Source organism: Embleya scabrispora, assembly GCF_002024165.1.
GTDB lineage: Bacteria > Actinomycetota > Actinomycetes > Streptomycetales > Streptomycetaceae > Embleya > Embleya scabrispora_A.
Map to the genome: position 1 here is coordinate 304,726 of NZ_MWQN01000002.1, position 20,083 is coordinate 324,808.

At 72.2% G+C, this 20,083-nt stretch carries 16 protein-coding genes and 1 tRNA gene; 14 read left to right on the plus strand and 3 right to left on the minus strand.

Annotated elements, in window-relative coordinates; genetic code table 11:
* Positions 1-1,611: 1,611 nt before the first annotated feature.
* Positions 1,612-2,685, minus strand: a complete 1,074-nt coding sequence (locus tag B4N89_RS31825; RefSeq protein WP_078979942.1) for a LacI family DNA-binding transcriptional regulator — start codon at positions 2,683-2,685, stop codon at positions 1,612-1,614.
* Between the two features lie 163 nt (positions 2,686-2,848).
* Between B4N89_RS31825 and B4N89_RS31830 the strand changes: the two genes are divergently transcribed.
* The 5 genes from B4N89_RS31830 (at position 2,849) to B4N89_RS31855 (ending at position 9,234) form a co-directional block, all read left to right on the plus strand.
* Positions 2,849-4,018, plus strand: a complete 1,170-nt coding sequence (locus tag B4N89_RS31830; protein WP_078979943.1) for a Gfo/Idh/MocA family protein — start codon at positions 2,849-2,851, stop codon at positions 4,016-4,018.
* Positions 4,015-5,187, plus strand: coding sequence for a dihydrodipicolinate synthase family protein (locus B4N89_RS31835; protein ID WP_078979944.1), 1,173 nt, complete (start codon positions 4,015-4,017; stop codon positions 5,185-5,187). Before B4N89_RS31830 ends, B4N89_RS31835 begins: the two co-directional genes overlap by 4 nt.
* Complete coding sequence (locus tag B4N89_RS31840) at positions 5,184-6,158, plus strand: sugar phosphate isomerase/epimerase family protein (protein ID WP_235619031.1); 975 nt, start codon at positions 5,184-5,186, stop codon at positions 6,156-6,158. Before B4N89_RS31835 ends, B4N89_RS31840 begins: the two co-directional genes overlap by 4 nt.
* Before the next feature lie 460 nt (positions 6,159-6,618).
* Positions 6,619-7,728, plus strand: a complete 1,110-nt coding sequence (locus B4N89_RS31850) for a glycerate kinase (RefSeq protein WP_078979945.1) — start codon at positions 6,619-6,621, stop codon at positions 7,726-7,728.
* 348 nt (positions 7,729-8,076) lie between these two features.
* Positions 8,077-9,234, plus strand: a complete 1,158-nt coding sequence (locus B4N89_RS31855; RefSeq protein WP_078979946.1) for a methyltransferase — start codon at positions 8,077-8,079, stop codon at positions 9,232-9,234.
* A gap of 66 nt (positions 9,235-9,300) precedes the next feature.
* Here the strand turns inward: B4N89_RS31855 and B4N89_RS31860 are convergent, their stop codons facing one another.
* The gene (locus B4N89_RS31860) at positions 9,301-9,876 is read right to left on the minus strand and encodes a MarR family winged helix-turn-helix transcriptional regulator (protein WP_078979947.1); all 576 of its coding nucleotides are present in this window, start codon (positions 9,874-9,876) and stop codon (positions 9,301-9,303) included.
* A 67-nt stretch (positions 9,877-9,943) separates the two neighbouring features.
* Here B4N89_RS31860 and B4N89_RS31865 point away from each other — a divergent pair, with 67 nt between their 5' ends.
* From B4N89_RS31865 to B4N89_RS31875, 3 genes are all read left to right on the plus strand, one after another.
* Positions 9,944-11,179, plus strand: coding sequence for an MFS transporter (locus tag B4N89_RS31865; RefSeq protein ID WP_078979948.1), 1,236 nt, complete (start codon positions 9,944-9,946; stop codon positions 11,177-11,179).
* A gap of 86 nt (positions 11,180-11,265) precedes the next feature.
* A tRNA-Arg gene (locus tag B4N89_RS31870) sits at positions 11,266-11,337 on the plus strand.
* Between the two features lie 2 nt (positions 11,338-11,339).
* A complete protein-coding gene (locus tag B4N89_RS31875; protein ID WP_078979949.1) occupies positions 11,340-13,640 on the plus strand; it encodes a hypothetical protein in 2,301 nt (766 codons plus the stop codon).
* A 388-nt stretch (positions 13,641-14,028) separates the two neighbouring features.
* Here B4N89_RS31875 and B4N89_RS31880 read toward each other — a convergent pair whose 3' ends face one another.
* Positions 14,029-14,697, minus strand: a complete 669-nt coding sequence (locus B4N89_RS31880) for a hypothetical protein (protein ID WP_078979950.1) — start codon at positions 14,695-14,697, stop codon at positions 14,029-14,031.
* A 160-nt stretch (positions 14,698-14,857) separates the two neighbouring features.
* On the opposite strand from B4N89_RS31880, the gene B4N89_RS31885 reads away from it, so the two are divergent.
* From B4N89_RS31885 to B4N89_RS31915, 6 genes are all read left to right on the plus strand, one after another.
* Entirely contained in the window at positions 14,858-15,286 is a 429-nt protein-coding gene (locus B4N89_RS31885) for a hypothetical protein (protein WP_101897394.1), read from the plus strand.
* Positions 15,283-15,516 carry a helix-turn-helix transcriptional regulator gene (locus B4N89_RS31890; protein ID WP_078980649.1) on the plus strand — a complete coding sequence of 78 codons (234 nt, stop codon included), beginning with the start codon at positions 15,283-15,285 and terminating at the stop codon, positions 15,514-15,516. Before B4N89_RS31885 ends, B4N89_RS31890 begins: the two co-directional genes overlap by 4 nt.
* Positions 15,513-16,487, plus strand: a complete 975-nt coding sequence (locus B4N89_RS31895; RefSeq protein ID WP_078979952.1) for an NAD(P)-dependent alcohol dehydrogenase — start codon at positions 15,513-15,515, stop codon at positions 16,485-16,487. The genes B4N89_RS31890 and B4N89_RS31895 overlap by 4 nt, the downstream gene beginning before the upstream one ends.
* A gap of 60 nt (positions 16,488-16,547) precedes the next feature.
* Positions 16,548-17,249, plus strand: a complete 702-nt coding sequence (locus B4N89_RS31900; RefSeq protein ID WP_078979953.1) for an HAD family hydrolase — start codon at positions 16,548-16,550, stop codon at positions 17,247-17,249.
* 417 nt (positions 17,250-17,666) lie between these two features.
* Entirely contained in the window at positions 17,667-18,143 is a 477-nt protein-coding gene (locus B4N89_RS31910) for a hypothetical protein (RefSeq protein WP_321170731.1), read from the plus strand.
* Between the two features lie 361 nt (positions 18,144-18,504).
* A complete protein-coding gene (locus B4N89_RS31915) occupies positions 18,505-19,998 on the plus strand; it encodes a LysR substrate-binding domain-containing protein (RefSeq protein ID WP_143658156.1) in 1,494 nt (497 codons plus the stop codon).
* Positions 19,999-20,083 lie beyond the last annotated feature (85 nt).

Sequence of the window (20,083 nt, forward strand, 5' to 3'; positions counted from 1 at the left end):
AGTCGGTTTCGCGCGCGGCGACGTCGTGGAGGCCGTCGAGGAGACCGAAAGTGACCACCGAGAGCCGAAACCGGATCCCGAGGCACCTCAAACGCCTCCTCCTTGACGCTGACCTGCGGTTATCCCTCACACCGACGCCACGGCACCTCACACCGTCCGGTTTCGTGAACCCTCGCCACCCACACGCCGACCGCACACCGAAACACCCGACCCACCCGGGAAGGCTCCCCGGCGAACTCAACCCGAGCCCCCTCCCGCCCGCCGCTGCCAGCCGGTTCTCGGTGATCAATGCGCCCGTCTCGTCGGGAGCTTCGGGTCTTGGAGCCCCGAACGCTGGCGGCGGCCCATCACCGACTCGGACCAACCCCGCACCGGCCACCCGCAACCCAAAGCGCAACGCCCGCCGGAAGCGCTCGACCCACTCGGGAACGCTCGCCGGAGGACTCGACCCGACCACCCACCCTGCCCCCGCTGCCAGCCGGTTTTCGGTGAGCAACACGCCCGTCTCGTCGGGAACACCTGTCTTGGAGCCCCGAACGCTGGCGGCGGCCCACCATCGACTCGGACCAACCCCGCACCGGCCACCCGCAACCACAAGCACAACACACGCCGGAAACGCTCCACCCACTCGGGAACGCTCGCCGGAGGACTCGACCCGACCGCTCTCCCCGCCCCCCGCTGCCAGCCGGTTTTCGGTAAGCAACACACCGGTCTCGTCGGGAACACCTGTCTTGGAGCCTCGAACGCTGGCGGCGGCCCACCACCGACTCGGACCAACCCCACACCGGCCACCCGCAACCCAAGGCGCAACGCCCGCCGGAAACACCCGCCCACTCGGGAACGCTCGTCGGAGGACTCGACCCGACCGCTCTCCCCGCCCCCCGCTGCCAGCCGGTTTTCGGTAAGCAACACACCGGTCTCGTCGGGAACACCTGTCTTGGAGCCCCGAACGCCGGCGGCGGCCCACCACCGACTCGGACCAGCCCCGCACCGGCCACCCGTGACCACAAGCGCAACGCCCGCCGGGCACACTCCACCCACTCGGGAAGGCACCCCGGGGACTCGACCCGACCGCCCTCTCTGCCCCCCGCTGCCGGCCGGTTTTCGGTGAGCAATGCGCCCGTCTCGTCGAGGACTTCGGGTCTCGGAGCCCTGAACGCCGGCGGCGGCCCATCACCGACTCGGAGCGGCCCCGCACCGGCCACCCGCGACCAGAGACGGAACGCACGCCTGACGCGCTCGGCATTCCCGTCGACCTGACCCCGCCCGACCGCCAACCCTGCCTCCTGCCGGCCGGTTTCGTCAGCCAACGCACCGCCTCGTCGAGGGCCCCGGGTCTCCGGGCTTTGCACGCCGGCTGGGGGTGCCTGCCAGAGGGGAGAGCTTGGCCGGCCTCTCCCCTCTCCCTCATGCCCCCGGCCCAGTCATCGCACGGGCCAGTGGACGCCACCGGCCGAGGTTCGGTGGGTCGGGGGGTTTGGGGCGTCCGTCGCACGGGGCCGGCTGCGTGGCCTCCCTGCCTTGGCGGTGTCGGGCGGTGCCGGGGTCGGTGATGGGGGCATGGTTCGTTGCGCCCGGTGGGTTGCCCGGATTGTGGGTGGGGTGTGGGGGTCAGGGCTGGGGGGCGGGGGCTGTGCTGCTTCTGGGGACCAGTTCCGCGTCCACGTCCACCGTGCGTGGGGTGACCGTTGGGCCGGTGAGGATCATGTGCATGGCCTGGGTGCCGATGTCGGCCAGGGGGAGGCGGATCGTGGTCAGCGGTGGGTTGAGGTCGGCGGCGAAGGGGACGTCGTCGAAGCCCACCACCGAGACCTGGTCCGGTACGCGCAGGCCCAGGTCCTCCCGCAGGGCGGCCAGTACGCCGGCGGCCATCACGTCGTTGAGGACGACGAGCGCGGTCGGTGCGGACGGGCCGGTCAGCAGGGTGCGGGCGGCGGTCCGGGCCTGTTCCCGGGTGAACCCGCCGTCGACCACTTGACCGGGGGTCAAGGGAAGTCCCAGCGCCCGGAGTTGCCGCCGGGCCCCGTCCAGGCGATCCCGGACCGTGGTCAGCGAGCGGGGGCCGGACACGATGCCGAAGCGCCGGTGGCCGAGGTCGTACAGGTGGCGCACGGCGAGGGCGGCGCCGGCGCGGTTCGCCGGGCGCACCGTGTCGGCCGCGATCCCGTGTGAGCCGACCGCGATGACGTGGCCGCCGTCGGCGCGGTAGGCGTCCGCCTCGGCGGCCAGGCGTCGGGTGAACTCGCGGTCGGCGAAGCCGCTGCCGGCCAGGATTACCGCGCGGGCGCGTTGGGCGCGCAGACGGGCCAGGTAGTCGAGTTCCAGTTCGGGGTCGCGGAAGGTGGCGGCCAGCATCACCAGCAGCCCGTGCTCACGCGCGACGCCCATCGCGCCGGCCGCGATCGCCGCGAAGTACGGGTCGGCGACGTCGTGCACCACCACGCCGACCACGCTCGTCGTGGAGCGGGCCAGTGCCTGCGCCGGGGCGTTGGAGACGTACCTGAGTTCGCGGGCGGCGTCGAGTACGCGCTTGCGCAGTTCCTCCCCCACGATCCGGGTCCCGCTGCTGCCGTGCAGAGCGCGGGAGGCGGTGGCGGAGGAGACCCCGGCGCGCTCGGCCACCTGCTGGAGGGTGACGGGGCCCGCCGGTCGGGCCGCGGGCGCGTCGGGCGTCGGAGTCGGCATGGGCACAGAGTAGCGATTGGAAAGCGCATACCCAAGTGGATGCCGGGAGCGGCATGCGGACAGTGCACCTCCGGCCCGACATCCCTTGACCTCGACGGCCACGCGCCCTAGCTTACGGGAAAGCGCTTTCCCATCCCGGTCCACCGCCTACCGAGAGGCCCCCATGACCACCCACACCCTCGGCGTCGTGATGAACGGCGTCACCGGCCGCATGGGCTACCGCCAGCACCTGGTCCGCTCGATCCTGGCCATCCGCGAGCAGGGCGGCGTGGCGCTGGCCGACGGGTCGCGGGTCGTGCTCGAGCCGGTGCTGGTCGGCCGTGACGCGGACAAGTTGCGCGCGATGGCCGACCGGCACGGCATCGCCGCCTGGACGACGAACCTGGACACCGCGCTCGCCGACCCCGCGAACACGATCTACTTCGACGCGCAGGTGACCACGGCGCGCGAGAAGGCGATCCACGCGGCGATCGCGGCGGGCAAGCACATCTACACCGAGAAGCCCACCGCCGAGACCCTGAGCGGCGCGCTGGACCTGGCCCGGGCCGCCGACGCCGCCGGGGTCAAGCACGGCGTGGTTCAGGACAAGCTGTTCCTGCCCGGACTGCTCAAGCTCCGCCGGTTGATCCAGGGCGGCTTCTTCGGCCGAATCCTCTCCATACGCGGCGAGTTCGGCTACTGGGTGTTCGAGGGCGACTGGCAGGCCGCACAGCGGCCGAGCTGGAACTACCGGGCCGAGGACGGCGGCGGCATCGTCGTGGACATGTTCTGCCACTGGTCGTACGTCCTGGAGAACCTGTTCGGCCGGGTCGAGGCGGTCACCGCCAAGGCCGTCACGCACATCCCCACCCGCTGGGACGAGCAGGGCCGGGAATACCCGGCCACCGCCGACGACGCGGCCTACGGCATCTTCGAACTCGCGGGCGGGGTCGTCGCGCAGATCAACTCGTCCTGGGCGGTGCGGGTCAACCGCGACGAACTGGTCGAGTTCCAGGTGGACGGTACCGAGGGCAGCGCTGTCGCCGGGCTGCGTCGATGCCGGGTCCAGCACCGCTCGGCGACGCCGACTCCGGTGTGGAACCCGGACCTTCCGGTCACCGAGTCCTTCCGGGACCAGTGGCAGGAGATCCCCGACAACGCGGGCGACAGCGGCTTCGACAACGGATTCAAGGTCCAGTGGGAGGACTTCGTCCGGCACGTGGTGGCCGACGCGCCGTTCGCCTTCGACTTCCTCGCGGGCGCGCGGGGCGTACAGCTGGCCGAGTGCGGCCTGCGCTCCTCGGCCGAGGGCCGGCGCATCGAGCTGCCCGTGCTCGACGGGAAGTCCGCATGACCGCCCGCCTGTTGCTGCCCACGATGTCCGGCACGGTCGAGCCGTACGACCTCACCGGCGTGCACCTGGGCGCGGCCCCCGGCGGCCCGGCCTTCCGCGAACGCACCGCGTACGCCGCCGCGCACGTAGTGGCCGACCCGCTCGCCGACAACACCCCGGGCCGGCCGGCGGCACCCGACTGGGACGCCACCCTCGCCTTCCGGCGCCACCTGTGGTCGCACGGCTTCGCCGTCGCCGACGCGATGGACACCGCGCAACGCAACATGGGCCTGGACTGGGCGGCCACCGCCGAGTTGATCCGCCGCAGCGCCGCCGAGGCGGCCACGATCGGCGATCCGTACGCGCTGATCGCCTGCGGCGCGGGCACGGACCACGCCGGCGTCGGGCTGACCGTGGACCAGGTGATCGCCGCCTACACGGAGCAGATCGCGGTGGTCGAGGAATCGGGCGCCAAGGTCGTGCTGATGGCGAGCCGGCAACTGGCCGCGGCGGCGCAGGGGCCGGAGGACTATCGGCGGGTGTACGACGCGCTGTTGCGCCAGGTACGGCGGCCGGTCGTGCTGCACTGGTTGGGCGAGGTCTTCGACCCGGCGCTGGCCGGCTACTGGGGCTCCGCCGACGTCGACGCGGCGACGGAGACGTTCCTGGATCTGGTGCGCGAGCACGCCGATCGGGTCGACGGGGTCAAGGTCTCGCTGCTCGACCGCGACCACGAGGTCCGGCTGCGCGCACAACTCCCCGCCGGAGTACGCCTCTACACCGGGGACGACTTCCACTACCCGGAGCTGATCCGGGGCGACGGGCGGCACTTCAGCCACGCCCTGCTCGGCATCTTCGACGCGATCGCGCCGGTCGCGGCGGGCGCGCTGCGGGCGTTGGACGCGGGTGACACGGATCGGTACGAGGCCCTGATGGCGCCGACGGTGCCGTTGTCCCGGCATCTGTTCGCGGCGCCGACCTACCACTACAAGACCGGCATCGTGTTCCTCGCGTGGCTGACCGGTCGTCAGTCCGCGTTCACCATGGTGGCGGGTGCGCAATCGGCGCGCTCGGTACCGCACTTGGCCGAGGCGTTCCGACTGGCCGACGCCGCGGGCCTGTTCCCGGATCCGGAGTTGGCGGCGTCCCGGATGCGGGCGCTGCTGATCGTGGCGGGGGTGGCATCGTGAGTGCGAACGAGGCGATGGGCGCGGAGGCGCGGGACGTGCCGGCAGCGGCAGGCGCAGCGGCGTCACACCGAACCGCCTCCGACGCGACGGCGCTGGACGTCCCGAGCGGGCGACCCGCCGGCGTGCCCACGCCCGCGGTCGGCGACGCGCGGCTGGCGCGGCTTGCGCTCAACCAGTGGACGACGCGGGAGTGGTCGCTGCGCGAGGCGGTCGAGGGGTGTGTACGAGCCGGGCTGCCGGCGATCGGGCTGTGGCGGGACAAGGTCGCCGACGCTGGGCTCGCCGAGTCGGCGAAGCTCGTGCGCGAGGCCGGGTTGCGCGTCTCGTCGTTGTGCCGGGGCGGGTTCCTGACCGCGAGCGAACCGGCCGCGCGGGCCGAGGCGATCGCGGACAACCGTCGTGCGATCGAGGAGGCCGCGGCGTTGGAGGCGGCCTGTCTGGTCCTGGTCGTCGGCGGACTGCCCGCCGAGGAGCGGGACTTGCCGGGGGCGCGGGAGCGGGTGGCCGAGGCGTTGGCCGAACTCGCGCCGTACGCCGGGGCGCACGGGGTTCGGCTCGCGTTGGAGCCGCTGCACCCGATGTACTGCGCGGACCGCGCGGTGCTCTCCACCCTGGACCAGGCGCTGGACCTGGCCGAGCCGCATCCGGTCGAGCAGGTCGGCGTGGTCGTGGACGCGTTCCACGTGTGGTGGGATCCGTACCTGCCGGCGGCAATCCGTCGGGCCGGCGCGCGGATCGCCTCGTTCCAGATCTGCGACTGGGTGCTCCCGCTGCCTGCCGACACCCTCCTCGCCCGGGGCATGATGGGCGACGGCACGATCGACTTCCGCGCGATGGCGGCGATGGTCGAGGCGGCCGGGTACCGAGGCGACATCGAGGTGGAGATCTTCAACGCCGACGTCTGGTCCGCCGACCCGAACGCGGTCGTGGACACGATGAAGCGCCGGTACGTGACGGAACTGCTGGGCTGAGCCCGCGAGTCGGCGGCTCGGCGGCGTACCGTCGACCGGCTCGCGGATCGACCATGGTCCGCACCCGGTCGGCCTCGGGGTCGAAGCCGAGGACCGGGTATCGATGACCGAGCCGCCGTCCGAGCCTGCCGGGGCGACACCCGCAACCGTGGACACTCGGCGTCGGCGGGGCGGGCGAGGATGGTCTCGGGTCGAGGCAGTGGCCTGGGGTCGAGGCCTTCCGAATACTCGTACGGCCACCCGTCCGCCACGACCACATCGAGCACCGCCTGCCAGTCCCGGACCGAGGTGTCGGGGATCCTGAGATCCGGTAAGGCGCCCATCAGGGCCGGGTCGAAGAGGTCCTCGACCTCGGTCCAGAGCAGTTCGGGCATCGGGCCATCCTGCCCGGGGCACGCCGGCCCGGGCGAAGCGTTTTCGGCGCACGTCGCCGTACCGATACGAAAGTGGACCCGTCTTCATGCGCATCGTGCTTGCTCCCGACTCGTTCAAGGGGACCGTCGAGGCTTCGGTGGTGGCCGAGGTGTGGGCGGAGGGGTGGTCGCGGGCACGGCCGGGGGACGAGGTGGTGTGCGTGCCGTTGGCGGATGGGGGTGAGGGGACGCTCGATGCGGTGGCGCGGGCCGTGCCGGGGGCGGTTCGGGTGCCGGTGGGGCCGGTGCCGGGGCCCGATGGGCGGCCCGTGGACGGCGCGTGGTTGCGGCTGCCGGACGGTACGGGCGTGGTCGAACTCGCCGCCGTGTCGGGGCTGCCGCTGATGGCCGCACCCGATCCGACCGGGGCGCATACCGCCGGCCTCGGCGTGGTCGTCGGCACGGCGCTGCGGGCCGGCGTGTCCGCCCTGGTGGTCGCGGTGGGCGGTTCGGCCTCGACCGACGGCGGCACCGGCGCCCTGGCCGCGCTCGGAACCCGCTTCCACGACTCCGACGGCCGGGAACTACCGTACGGCGGCGGCCCCTTGGCCCGACTCGCCGGCATCGACACGAGCGGCCTCGCGGCGCCTCCGCCCGGCGGCGTACAGATCCTCACCGACGTCACCAATCCACTGCTCGGCCCGACCGGCGCGGCGGCCGTCTTCGGCCCGCAGAAGGGCGCGACCCCGGCCGACATCGCGGTCCTGGACGCCGCCCTCGCCCGCCTGGCCGCGCTCCTCGGCGGCAGCCCGTCCGCCCCCGGCGCCGGTGCGGCCGGGGGTACCGCGTACGGCCTCGCCACCGCCTGGAACGCCTCGATCGTGCCCGGCGCCCTCCGCGTCGCCGAACTCGCGGGCCTGCCGGACGCGCTCGTCGGCGCCGACCTCGTGATCACCGGCGAGGGCCGCTTCGACGCCACGTCCGCGCAGGGCAAGGTGGTCGGCACGGTCCTCGACCTGGTCCACCACGGGGCCGGCGTCCCCGTGGCCCTGATCGCCGGCTCGATCGCCGCCCCCTTGCCTCCGGGCGTGCCGACCGCCATCGACCTGACCGCGTTGTCCGGCTCCTCCACCGAAGCCCGAACCAACCCCACCCACTGGCTCCGCGAGGCCGCCACCCGCTTGGCCGGCGAAGTCCGCCCCACGGCCGCAACCTGACCGCCCTGCGGCCGATTTCGACGCGGCGGCCATGGCGAGCCGACCTCGCGCCGGACCGGCGGCGGGGCGGATGAGGGTCGACGCGAGCGCCGAGGAGCGCGCCGACGAAGGTCCACCGACCCCGGCCGTGCCGGCGGGAGCCGATTCCGGGGCGCGGTGCCGTGGCCGCCCCGAGCCGGATGCCCGTCGGCCGCCCCCGGACCGGCTGCGGCGGGTCGCCGAGGTCACCGCGTCGCCCGACCGCGCAGCCCCGAAATCCGGCCACTCGGCGGCCCGGCGGCCCGGCCTGCCCCACGGCCCCGCGCATGCGTCCGCGTGGCCGGTGCGGGCGGCTAGGGTAAAGGGATAATGAATTGGTTTTCTGCGCCTTCGGGCGAGTTCGAGCTCGGCCGGTACCCCGAGGATCCCCGTGATCTGCTGCGCGCCTGGGATGCCGCCGACGAGTACGTTTTGCGCTACCTCGCCGGCATCGACGACGCCGCGCCGACGGACCTGTCCGGCTCCGTCGTGGTCGTGGGCGACCGATGGGGTGCCCTGGCGACCGCGCTGGCCGAGTCCCGGCCGGTACAGATCAGCGACTCGTTCCTCGGCCAGGAGGCCACGCGGGCGAATCTGGCCCGCAACGACGCCGACCCGGATTGGGTGCGGCTGCTCTCCACGCGGGACGCGCCGCCGGAGCGGATCGACGTACTGATCGTCCGCGTCCCGAAGAACCTGGCCCTGCTGGAGGACCAGCTGCACCGGCTCGCACCCGGGGTGCACGCCGACGCCGTGGTGGTCGGCACCGGGATGACCACCGAGATCCATACGTCCACGCTCAAGCTGTTCGAGCGGATCATCGGCCCGACCCGGACCTCGCTCGCGGTGAAGAAGGCCCGGCTGATCTTCGCCACGCCCGACCCCGCGCTGCCGCGTACCCCGAGCCCGTGGCCGCACGGCTACACGTTGCCGGACGGCCTGGGCGCGGCGTCCGGAATCGTGACCGTCAACCACGCGGGCATCTTCTGTGCCGACCGGCTCGACATCGGTACCCGCTTCCTGCTGCGCAACCTGCCGCGTCGCGTCGGCCGCGACCGGGTGGTGGACCTGGGCTGCGGCAACGGCGTGGTGGGTACGGCGGCGATGCTGGCCAATCGGCGCTCGGAGGTGTTGTTCGTCGACGAGTCGCATCAGGCGGTGGCGTCGGCGCGGGCCACCTTCGAGGCGAACCTCGGGACCGACGCGGGCGCCGAGTTCGTGGTGGGCGACGGGGTGACCGACGTGGCGCCCGAGAGTGTCGACCTGATCCTGAACAATCCGCCGTTCCACACCCACCGGGCCACCACCGAGGGGATCTCGTGGCGGATGTTCGCCGGTTCGCGCGCGGCACTGCGCTCCGGCGGCGAACTGTGGGTGATCGGCAATCGGCACCTGGGCTACCACGTGAAGCTGCGCCGGTTGTTCGGCAACTGCGAGATCGTGGCGAGCGACCCGAAGTTCGTCGTGCTGCGGGCCGTGAAGAAGTAGCGGTCGGGGCCGTCCCTGGGCGGGCCGCAGGGCCCGCCCGGCTTGCCCCGCCCTGGCCGGCCCCGCTCAGTCCTCGTTCTCCACCCGCAACAACATCCGCTTCAGCAGCGCGTTCAGTACATCCCGATCCGCCTCGTCGAGCGGCCCGGCCATCGCCCGCTCGGCCCGGTCGAGCAGTTTCATCGCGGCCGTCCACCGCTCGCGGCCGGTGTCGGTCAGTTCGACGTCGACCCGGCGGCGGTCCTCGGTGCCCCGGATGCGGCGGATCAGGCCGGCCTTCTCCAGAGTGTCCAGCCGCCCGGTGATGCCGGCGGGCGACACCATCAGCTCGCCGGCCAATTCGGACGGGGTGGCCCGGTACGGCGCGCCCCGCGAGGACAGTCGGTGCAGCGTCTCGAACTCGAAGCCCTGGAGCCCCACCTCGGCGAGCACGCGTTCCTTGACCTGTCGCATGTGCCGGTTCAGCATCTGGATGCGGGTGACGATGCCCTCCACCCGTTCGTCGAAGGGCGCCTTGTCCCGCCAGCGCGCGATGTGCCGGTCGACCGAGTCCTCGGTATCGGGCGGCCTCGGCTCCGCGCGCTCGGCGCTTCGCGTCCGCCGATCCTGGTCCGGTGTCCGGTCCCGACGCTCACCTTCCATCCGCTCATTATGCTACGCGGTCGCTGATTCGCTGGCGAAAGATTCGCTGACGAATTATATTCCGGGCATGACGTCCTCGACCCGACGGCTGGTCCTCGGCCGCTCCTGCGCGGCCTTCGCAACCGCGCTGATCCCGACCACGCTGACCCTGGCGCTCGTACACACCGGTTCCAACGGCGATCTGGGCCTGGTCCTGGCGTGCGAGCTGATCCCGATGTTGCTTCTGCTGCCGGTGGCCGGGGTCATGGCGGACCGCTTCCCTCCACACCGGGTGGTACTGATCGCCGACCTGGTACGCGCCGCCGCCCAGTCGGCGATCGGGGTCGAACTGCTCTCGGCTCCGCCCCGGATCGCCGACCTGGCCGTACTGTCCGCGCTCACCGGCGCCGCCGTCGCCTTCGGCACGTCGGCGATCCATACCCTCGTGGTGTCGGTGGTGCCCGAGCCGGAGCGGATGCGGACCAACTCCCGCCTCGGCGTGGTCCAGGGCCTGGCCCAGATGGCGGCGCCCGCGGCCGCCGGCGGGCTGATGCTGGCGGTCGGCGCCGGCTGGTCCTCGCTGCTCACCGGTCTGCTGTTCGTCGGATCGGCCTGCACGTTCGGCGGCCTGCGTCCCGAGCGGGTCGTGCGACGGGCCGAACCGGCGCCGTTCCTCAGCGAGTTGCGGGCCGGGTGGCAGGAGACCAGGCGCCATCCCTGGTTCCTGGCGAGCGTGGTCACGCACGGCGTCTGGCACTTGGCGGCCGGCTTTCTGCTCACCCTCGGGCCGATCATCGCGGTGGAGCGGCTCGGTGGCGACCGGTCGTGGGTGATCATCGCCCAAGTGGGCACCGTGGGGCTGCTGTTCGGCGTATGGGTCTGCTCCCGCCTGCCGATTCGCCGCCCCTTGGTGGCCGCCTCGTTCGGCGCCGCGCTCTACGCCGTCCCGCTCGGCACGCTGGCCCTGCATGCGCCGATGCCGGTCGTCGCGGCCGGCTACTTCGTCGCCATGCTCGGTCTCGGCGTGCTCAGCCCGCTGTGGGAAACCACGGTGCAGCGCCGGATCCCGGCGGAGGCGCTGGGCCGGGTCGGCTCGTTCGACACACTGATCTCCTTCGCGGCCCGCCCGCTCGGCCTTGCCGTGGCCGCTCCGGTCGCGGCGGCGATCGGCAGCACGACACCGCTGCTGGTGGCCGCCGTGCTCGTACTGGCCTCGAACCTGGCCCTGTTGCTGCTGCCGGACGTCCGGATGACCACGCATGCGCCGGAGGACGCCGTCGTGGCGGAAGCCCCGGCCGGGGCCGTCCCCACGAAGCAGGCCTGATCCACCCGACGCGGACCGAGCCACGCCGAAAATGCGATTGTTCCGCCCCCACATCCACCTCTAGCCTGAGCCCGCAACCACGACAACGGCGTGTAGCTCAGCAGTAGAGCACCGGGCTTCGGACCCGGAGGGCGCGGGGGCGGAACCCGCCATGCCGGCTATGGACCACAACGAAGAGCAGCGACAGGGGCCCACGCCCGAGAGCGCCGGCGGCAGCTATGTCGGTGGGCAACTGGCCCGAGCCCTCCGCACCGCCACGACACACGAGGACGCGGACACCCGCCGCCGTGCCGAACTCCGCCTCGGGCGTTGGCGCCGAGTGCTGGACGGCCTGCGCGACGGGTCGTTGCACATCGGCTCGCGTACGCCCGTCGCCGGCTTCCCGGCCTGGGTGACCCCCGAGGTCGTTCGCGGCGGCTTCGCCACCGGAGCGGCGAGCGCCGGCGGCCCGCTGCTGCCGCACGAGGTCGAACTCGCGCGCCGCGCCGGCGTACCCGCCGATCGGCGCGCCCTGTTCGAGTACCACCTGAGCGATGCGGGTCTGGCCGAACTCACCACGATGCTCGACGGCGGGCATTACGAGGTGACCGTGCCGGAGGAGGCCGCGCTGCTCGCGGTGGCCTGGCTGGCCCGGTCGGGTGAGCGGGCTGCGGCGCTCGAACTCCTGGAGGCGATCGCGCCGTTCTCGGACCGTCTGCGCTTTGCGCCGCGCTCGACGTCCGCCCCCGCGCCCGACCCCTCGACGGCCTGCCGGCGTACGGTCGGCGAGGCGCGCGCCGACGTGGCCCGGCGGCAGCCGAAGCACGCGGTCGAGGCGATGCGCGAGGCCCTGGCCGTCTGGAATCCGTTCACGGACGAACTGCTCACGCTCTGGCTGGATGTCACCGACGTCGACACCGGCCATGTGCTCACCCGCGAGCCCACCCCGGACTGGCGGCTGCGCGGACGGGAACTACTCAACCGTTACGAGAAGCTGGCCGCCGAGCATCGCCTGTGCGGCAAGCACCGCGACCCGAAGCAGAACCAGAGCATCCTGCGTACCGCCCTCGCGGACACCCTCGCCGGACGCCCGCTCGACGCGCGCCGGCTCGGACTGGTCCGGCACGGCATCGTGTCGATGGTGGGTCGGCGCGGACTCCCCGGATCGTCCGAACACACACGGCTGCGCGAGTGGCAGGCGGCCGATGCGAAGCGACCGACCCACCACGACTTGGCTCGCGTCGTGGTGCGGCGGCTGGCCGACCTTCCGCAGGATGCCGGGGCAACCGACACCGGCGCGCTCCTCGGGCCGGTGACGACGGCCGAGCAGGCGGCGACCGGTGTGCCGGCCGACGCGGAAATCCCGGAGACGATCCGGCGGTTGGTCGAGCGAGCGCTGAGTGCGCCGATCGGGACGCTGATCGAACGCGGCATCGTGCCGTCGGCCGAGGTGCTGGCCGAGTTGGTACCGCAGTTGGTCGCCTCGACGACCGCGCAGGCGTACCCCGACGCGTCGTTGCGGGCGCTGATGAGCGCGCATCACCGGGCGTTCGGCAGGCGTCGCTCGTTGTTGCTGGTGAATCTGCACCATCAGGTCCGGGCCGAGGAACTGCCCTGGGTGGCGGCGGTGTCCGGACAACGCGAGCGCGGCATCGAGGCCCGGGGGCAGGCCCGTACGGTGCTGACCCACGTCGGCGAGTTGGCCCTGACCGGCTTTCCGGCGACGATCCTGCCCAACCCGATGATCGCTCGGCTGTCCGCGCTCGCCGACGGCGCGGAGGTGCGGATGCCGTGGGTGGAGGAGTTGGCGGCGGACATCTTCATGGGCCGGTTCTCCCGGAAGTTCCTGGGTGCCGCGGTGCTGGCCGGCGGCCTCCTGGAAGGGTCGTTGTACGAGCGGTACTTCGGTATCGACTACGCCGCGATGGCGGCGTGGGTGAACGGGGACCCGGACTGGCGTGCCTACTCCGACGCGTCGGTCGCCCGGTTCGGCGAGATGTGCCGGTCGCGGGGCGATATCGGCACGGAGCGGTCCGTGGCCGCGAACGGCGTGGTGATCGAGCAGTCGCAGATCCTGACCACACACAACCTGGCGGCACTCGCCGGACCGGTCGGGGCCAAGCCGAACTGGGCCGACCTCGCGCGGCGTTCGTTCACCGCGGTGTGCCGGTTGACGGCCCGCACGCAGGGCAACCCGCGGCCGCTGAGCACGGTGAAGGACGCGGCGTACGCGTGGCGGCAGATGGTATTCCACCTGTCGCTGTGCGGCGAGGCGGAGCGGGCCGAGGTGGAGTCCTGGTTGGCCGACGAGACCGCCCGGCACCCCCACCACGTGGGCCGACGGCTCGCCCCCGCGCTGCGCGGCCTGCGCGCGGTCACCGCCGGCGCACACTTCAACGCCAGAGGCACCGTCGACAACGACACGGGCCGACGGCTGGTGGGGTGGACGACGAGCCGGCACTGGTTGTTGGAACCGCGGTAGGGGCATCGGGCCGATTCGTGAGGAGTGCGCGAAATCGGCCCGAGCCGACCCGCGGCAGCGCGCGGACTGCTGAGGTTTGCGCTTGTGGTCGAGAGAGGGCGCTCGGGTCGAGTCCTCCGAGGGACCTTCCCGGGTGGGCCGGGTGGCTTGGGGGTGTGGTGGGTGTGTGGGTGACGAAGGTTCACGGAGCCGGACCGCGTGAGGTGTTGTTGTCTCGCGTGAGAGAGAACCGCGGGTCAGTGCAGGCGGGCCGACCGGTTTTCGCCGACCGATGCACCCGTCTCGTCGGGACCCCGACTCTCGGAGCCCCGAACGCCGGTGGCGGTCCACCCCTCGACCCGGCCGGGCCCCGCATCGGCGTCCGCGATCCGAAGAGGCGCAGGGCTCGCTACGCCGGCGGGAAGCCGTTGGTCAGGGCCGTGCGGGCCTCGTCGATCGAGGGGATGATGCCCTTCGCGGCGGCCGCTTCGGCGAGTGCGCTCGCCTCCTCGATCAGCGTGAGGGCTTCGTCGCGGCGGTCCTGGCCGGCGGCGATGTAGGCCAGGCCGACCAGGTTGGCCGCGACCCCGGCGGGGAAATCGAGATCGCGGCGCAGTCGGGTCGACCGCTCCAAGCGCTCCCGTGCCCGATCGAGCCGGCCGGCCCGGTGTTCGGCGATGCCCAGGTGCCGGAGCGCGTACGACATGGTCCGCCGGTCGTCGGCGCCCGTGGCCAACTCCAGGGAACGTTCGAGTGCGGGCACCGCTGCGGCGTCGTCGTCCCGGATCACCTGGTGCAGCACGCCGATCCAGAACAGCGCCTCCCCCTCGCCGCGTTCGTCCCCCAGGTTGCGGTACAGCTCGGCGGCACGTTCGAACAGGGCCGACTCGCGGGGGTCCTCTCCGTCCGCCCGGCGTTCGAGGAAGCGTGCGTGCAGGACACGGCCCCGAGACAGAGCCAAGTCGGCCTCGATCGCGTCGAGTTCCTGATCGGCGGCAGCCAACGCGGCGGCGTCGCCGCCGAATACCGACCGCTCGTAGCACAGCCTCGCCCGCTCGAAACGTTCGTCGACGCTCATCAAGTCCCCCAGACGTGCGCGGATCGGAAGGCGCGAGTCTAGTGGCGACTGGGGCGCGACGGGAGGGCGTGACACCGAGGGTGATGTAAAGAAAACTGGACTCCATGTCATGCTTGCTTTACATTCGCGGGTGTCATCGTTGTTGTGACCGGGAGTCGGCGTGGCATTCGAAGAGAAGCGTGCGTGGATCATGGCGGCGGTCACGGTCGTCGCCTACGGGGCCTACGTCGCCCTGATCCTGGGCCGGGCCGGGGACACCCCGCTCGCCGAGGTGTCCTACGCGGCGATCCTGCTGTGGTGCGTCGGTGCCGCGATCGTGGCGACCATCGTGCTGCACATCGTGGTCTCGATCGTGTCCCCCGAGGGGGCCGATCGGAAGGACCAACGCGACCGGGAGATCGGCCGGTTCGCCGAATACGTCGCCGGCTCGTTCGTGGTGGTCGGCGCCGTGACGGCGCTGGGTCTGGCGCTCGTGGAGGCGGAGCCGTTCTGGATCGCCAACGCGATCTACCTGGGTTTCTGCCTATCGGCGGTGCTCGGTTCGGCGACCCGGATTCTCGCCTATCGACGGGGTTTCCTGCCGTGGTGAACAAGCCGACCCGGGTCACCAACACCATCCGCGCGTTGCGCTTCGCCCACGGCGAGATGACCCAGGCCGACCTGGCCGGTCGGATCGGGGTCACCCGCCAAACCGTCATCGCGATCGAACAGGGCCGCTATTCACCGTCGTTGGAGATGGCGTTCCGGATCGCGCGGGTGTTCGGCGTGCGACTCGACGAGGTCTTCCAATACCCGGACGAGACAGAGGAGTTGCCGTGAGAGCCTTCGTACAGGACGAGTACGGGCCGCCGGACGTGCTCCGGTGCGCGGACGTCGAGCGGCCGGTGGTGGGCGATGCGGACGTACTGGTGCGAGTCCGCGCGGCCGGCGTCGATCCGGGTGTGTGGCACCTGATCACGGGTCGGCCGTATCTGCTGCGGCTCACCGGGTTCGGTCTGCGCGCGCCGAAGGTGAAGGTACGCGGCGTGGACGTCGCGGGCGTGGTCGAGGCGGTCGGCCCGAAGGTGACCCGATTCCGGCCCGGAGACGCGGTGTTCGGGACCTGCCGAGGCGCCTTCGCCGAGTACGCGTGCGCGGAGGAGGACAGGCTCGCGCCGAAACCGGCGATTCTCGACTTCGAACAGGCCGCGGCCGTCGCGGTATCCGGCTACGCCGCGCTCCAGGCGCTGCGGGACGCGGGGCGGGTGCGGTCCGGGCAGTCGGTGCTGATCGTCGGCGCGGCGGGCGGCATCGGGACGTACGCGGTCGGGTTGGCGAAGGTGTTCGGCGCGCGGGTCACCGGCGTGTGCGGCGCGGGCAAGGCGGACCTGGTGCGCTCGCTCGGTGCGGACGAGGTGATCGACTACACGCGCGAGGACTTCACCGACGGAGCACGCCACTGGGACCTGATCGTCGACACCGCGGGCCACCGCCGATTGGCGGACCTGCGCCGCGCGCTCACTCCCCGGGGCACCCTCGTACTGGTCGGCAGCGAAACCGGGGGCCGATGGCTCGGCGGTACCGACCGCACCCTCCGAGCCGTGCTCCTGAGCCCGTTCGTCCGCCATCGCCTGCGCGGCCTCGTCTCCACCGAACGCCCGGACGATCTGCGCTTCCTCCGCGAAACGATCGAGAGCGGCCGACTGACCCCGGTACTCGACCGCACCTTCCCCTTCACCGAAACCCCGGAGGCCGTACGGTACATCCACGCCGGCCACGCACGAGGCAAGGTCGTCGTGAAGATCCCTTAGCCCACGGGCCACTCCCGACCGAGCCGAAGCCGGGGCGCCCCGCCGTGCGAGAATCTCGCCATGCGTCGGCGCTTGGTGCTCTTCGACCTCGACAACACCCTGATCGACCGCTCCGCGACATTCACGCGCTGGACGGCGGAGTTCGTGAGCGAGCGCCGATTGCACGACGCGGCGGCGGCCTGGTTCGCCGACAACGACGGGGACGGATTCGTGCCCCGGGAACGGCTCTTCGCCGAGGCGCGGATCCGATTTCGGTTGCCGGATAGCGTCGAGGCGCTGTGCGCGACGTATCGCGACCGGATGCCGCAACTGGCCCACTGTCGGCCGGAAGTGCTCGCCGGGCTTGCCGACTTGCGGCGTGCGGGTCGGCGGGTGGGCGTGGTGACGAATGGTCATCCGCGCCAACAGGTTGCCACGATGCGATATACGGGTGTGGCCGAGTGTGTCGACGGGTGGGCCGCCTCGGTCGAAGAGGGTGTCCGCAAGCCCGCGCGGCGCCTCTTCGAGATCGCGGCCGCGCGGTGTGGCGTTGCTTCGCTCGCCGACGGTGGGTGGTGCGTCGGGGACGACCCGACGGCCGACATCGGGGGCGGGCGTGCGGCCGGGCTGGACACGATCTGGGTGCGACGGGTCTCGGAGTGGCCCATCGGGCCGGCTGGTGCGGAGGATCCGCCGGACCATCAGGTCACGGACGTGGTCGACGCGTTCGCGATCATCCGCGCGGAGGACGCCACCGAGGCGTCGTCCCGATCCGGCGGCTGAAACCGGGGCGCGGTCGAACGCCCGCGCGTTTGGCGCTGGTTCGGGCGAAGGCCGCAACGTGGCGTCGAACGCCGCCGAAGCACCCCGTAGTTCGTGAAGCATCTCACCCCCAGCCGACCCGTCCATCGATGCGACCCAGGTCGAGGCCGGCCATCCGCCCGTCACCCTCCGGTCGGACGACTTCGTGCGCCACGAAGCGCACTCGGCTCAGCCCGGCGAGCGATCCGCGAGCGCGTCGCCGGCTGCGACCTTGGTCGGCGAACGGGTCGTCCGACGTCGGCCCACCGAACACGGGGATCCCACATGCAACCGCTGCACCACACCGAAGCGCGAGACGGAACCCCGTCCCCTTCCACCGCCGCCCGCTCGGGTCGACTTCGCGCCGCGTGGCACGCCGCCCACGAGCCCGTGCCCGGCGTGTCCCGTCGCACGCAACTCATCGCCTATGTCGTCCCGTTCACCGTCCTGCCGGCCGGCCTCTGGCGACTGGCGGCGGTCTTCGACGGCAGCATCGGCATCGGCGAGCGGTGCTACATCGTCTTCCTGTCCGCCTTCTCCGAGGCCGTCGCCTTCACCGCGGTCGGCCTGGTCGCCCGCTGGGGCGAGGTCTTCCCGCGTCGGATCCCGATCCTCGGCGGCCGTCGAGTACCCCCGAAGCCGGTCACGATCGTCGCCGCCCTCGGCGCCACGTTCCTGACCCTCCTATGGACGGTCCTGACCCTGGTCACCGAAATCATGGGCACCACCATCCGCGGCGACGACCTGCCCGACGACTTCCCGAGCCGGGCGGGCGGCTGGGAAGCCGCCTCCTACTACATCTGCTACGCCCCGCTGATCCTGTGGGGCCCGCTACTCGCCGTCCTCACCATCGCCTACCACCGCCGCCGGAAGTGACCCGAACGGCCCGACCGGATCGTCGAAGCCGTGCACGTCAGTCGGCATCCGGCCACGCGCGACCCGGACCGGCCTTGGCCAGGTACGCCTCGGTCTCGGCCCGGGTCCTCGTTCCAAATCCACGAGCCATCCGCCCCGCACGGGTTGAACACCCCGGTCGCCTGCAGGCGGGTTCGGGTGTGGGTGGGGACTCGGCCGGGCAGCAGGCCGGGTCCTCTCCGTGTCGGGTGTTCGGTGCCTGTGGTGCCGGGCGCCGCTCGTCGGGTGCGGGGGTGCGGGGGTGTCATGGCCGGAAAAAATCCGCCGCGCTCCGGCCGGGCGGGTTGGTACGTTCGCGCGGGCGCGAGTGGTGGTCGGCGGTGTGAACGAGTGCCTGGAGGACGCGGTGGGCCGGTCGTATGTGAACTGCGGAATCCTGGGCGACCTGTACGTGCGGTCGGGTGGGACGTCGGTGACGGTGACGCGGCCAGTGGTACGCGGTCTTCTGGGGACCCTCCTGATCGCGGAGGAGACGCTCTCCGTCGAATGCCTGACCACCGCGGTGTGGGGCCCCGGGGGGTGCAGTCCGGGCACACTGCACACGACCGTCTCGCGATTACGCGAATGGCTCGCGGAACACTGTGGTGATTCCGTGACCGTCAGCAGGAACGAGCGCGGCTACCGCCTGGACTACGTCCGCGCGGACAGCGATCTCCGCGAATATCGGCGCCTGGTGGACGGGCCCCGCCCGAGCGATCCCCGCGAACGGAAGCGGATGCTGCATCGCGCCCTGGACCTGTGGCGCGGGCCCTTGTTCGCGAACGGACCACACGGACTACGCGACGATCCGCTCGTGGTGCGGTGGGAGGCGTCCCGCATCGCACTGGCGCTGGAACTCGCCGACGCGACGGTCGAGGCCGGTGATCCCACGGATCCGGTCGTCGAGCGCCTCGAGTGTCTGGCGAAGGAATACCCGTACGAGGAGCGCGTGTACGCGGCGCTCCTCCACGGCCTGCGACTCGGCGGCCGGCGAGCGGAGGCGCTGCGCCGATTGGAGTCCGTACGGCGGATGCTCGCCGACGAACTCGGTATCGGCCCGGGCGTGGTCCTGGCCGAGGCGCAGGCGGAGCTGCTGCGGGATTCCGCTCCCCCGCCGGCGGCGGGCTCCCGGTACCGGACGGATGCTCCGGCGGATGCCCGGGGTTCCGTGCCGACCGCGCGGGACGGCCGGCTGGTGCTCGGTTCGTTCGAGGCCCAACTGGCCCTGCCACACGTGCGCGCGTTGATCTCGGGGGCGCGGGAGCGCCACCCCGGGGTCGTGGTCGAGGTTCGTCATCTCGATTTCGTGGGACAGACCGCCGCCCTCCTGTCCGGGGAGGTCGACGTCGTTCTGTGTTATCTGCCGGTCGCGCCGGGGATTCGCGCGGAGCCCCTGGTCGTGGAACCACGGGTCGCATGCGTGGCCGCCGCGGATCCGTTGGCGGCATGTTCCGAGGTCGCGTTCGCGGATCTCGCGGACCGCACGGTGGTGAGCGTCGATCCTCGTGTGCCCAGGGAGTGGCGGGACTTCTGGGCGGTCGACCCCCGCCCCGACGGCGGGCGCGTCGTCTACAGCGACGACCGTGTCTCCAACGTGGAGGCCCTCTTCGCCGCCGTGTCCGCCGGGAACGGCATCGCGTTCTTGCCCGCCGCCGGGCGCCGGTTGTACCCCAGGCCGGGCATCGCGTACGTCGACGTCACGGGACTCCCGCCGTGCACGGCGGGCGTGGCCTGGATACCCGACCGTGAACGGGACGCGGTCCGGGCCTTCGTCGAGGGCGCGCGTGCTCACGTCCTCGCGGGTGACGGCGAATCCCCGGGCCCGGCCGAGCGGTAAGTGAACGGTAAGCGTGATCGGACAGAGTGTTGCCGCGCCCGATGTACCCGGGCGCCGCGCCGCCGGTCCTGCCCGGCCGGCGCGG

What these genes read in the sequence shown, in the direction of transcription:
- B4N89_RS31875 (WP_078979949.1), top strand. Translation starts at nt 11,340, where the DNA reads ATGGACCACAACGAAGAGCAGCGACAGGGGCCCACGCCCGAGAGCGCC.
- B4N89_RS31835 (WP_078979944.1), top strand. Translation starts at nt 4,015, where the DNA reads ATGACCGCCCGCCTGTTGCTGCCCACGATGTCCGGCACGGTCGAGCCG.
- B4N89_RS31855 (WP_078979946.1), top strand. Translation starts at nt 8,077, where the DNA reads ATGAATTGGTTTTCTGCGCCTTCGGGCGAGTTCGAGCTCGGCCGGTAC.
- B4N89_RS31825 (WP_078979942.1), bottom strand. Translation starts at nt 2,685, where the DNA reads ATGCCGACTCCGACGCCCGACGCGCCCGCGGCCCGACCGGCGGGCCCC.
- B4N89_RS31850 (WP_078979945.1), top strand. Translation starts at nt 6,619, where the DNA reads ATGCGCATCGTGCTTGCTCCCGACTCGTTCAAGGGGACCGTCGAGGCT.
- B4N89_RS31900 (WP_078979953.1), top strand. Translation starts at nt 16,548, where the DNA reads ATGCGTCGGCGCTTGGTGCTCTTCGACCTCGACAACACCCTGATCGAC.
- B4N89_RS31830 (WP_078979943.1), top strand. Translation starts at nt 2,849, where the DNA reads ATGACCACCCACACCCTCGGCGTCGTGATGAACGGCGTCACCGGCCGC.
- B4N89_RS31865 (WP_078979948.1), top strand. Translation starts at nt 9,944, where the DNA reads ATGACGTCCTCGACCCGACGGCTGGTCCTCGGCCGCTCCTGCGCGGCC.
- B4N89_RS31880 (WP_078979950.1), bottom strand. Translation starts at nt 14,697, where the DNA reads ATGAGCGTCGACGAACGTTTCGAGCGGGCGAGGCTGTGCTACGAGCGG.
- B4N89_RS31860 (WP_078979947.1), bottom strand. Translation starts at nt 9,876, where the DNA reads ATGGAAGGTGAGCGTCGGGACCGGACACCGGACCAGGATCGGCGGACG.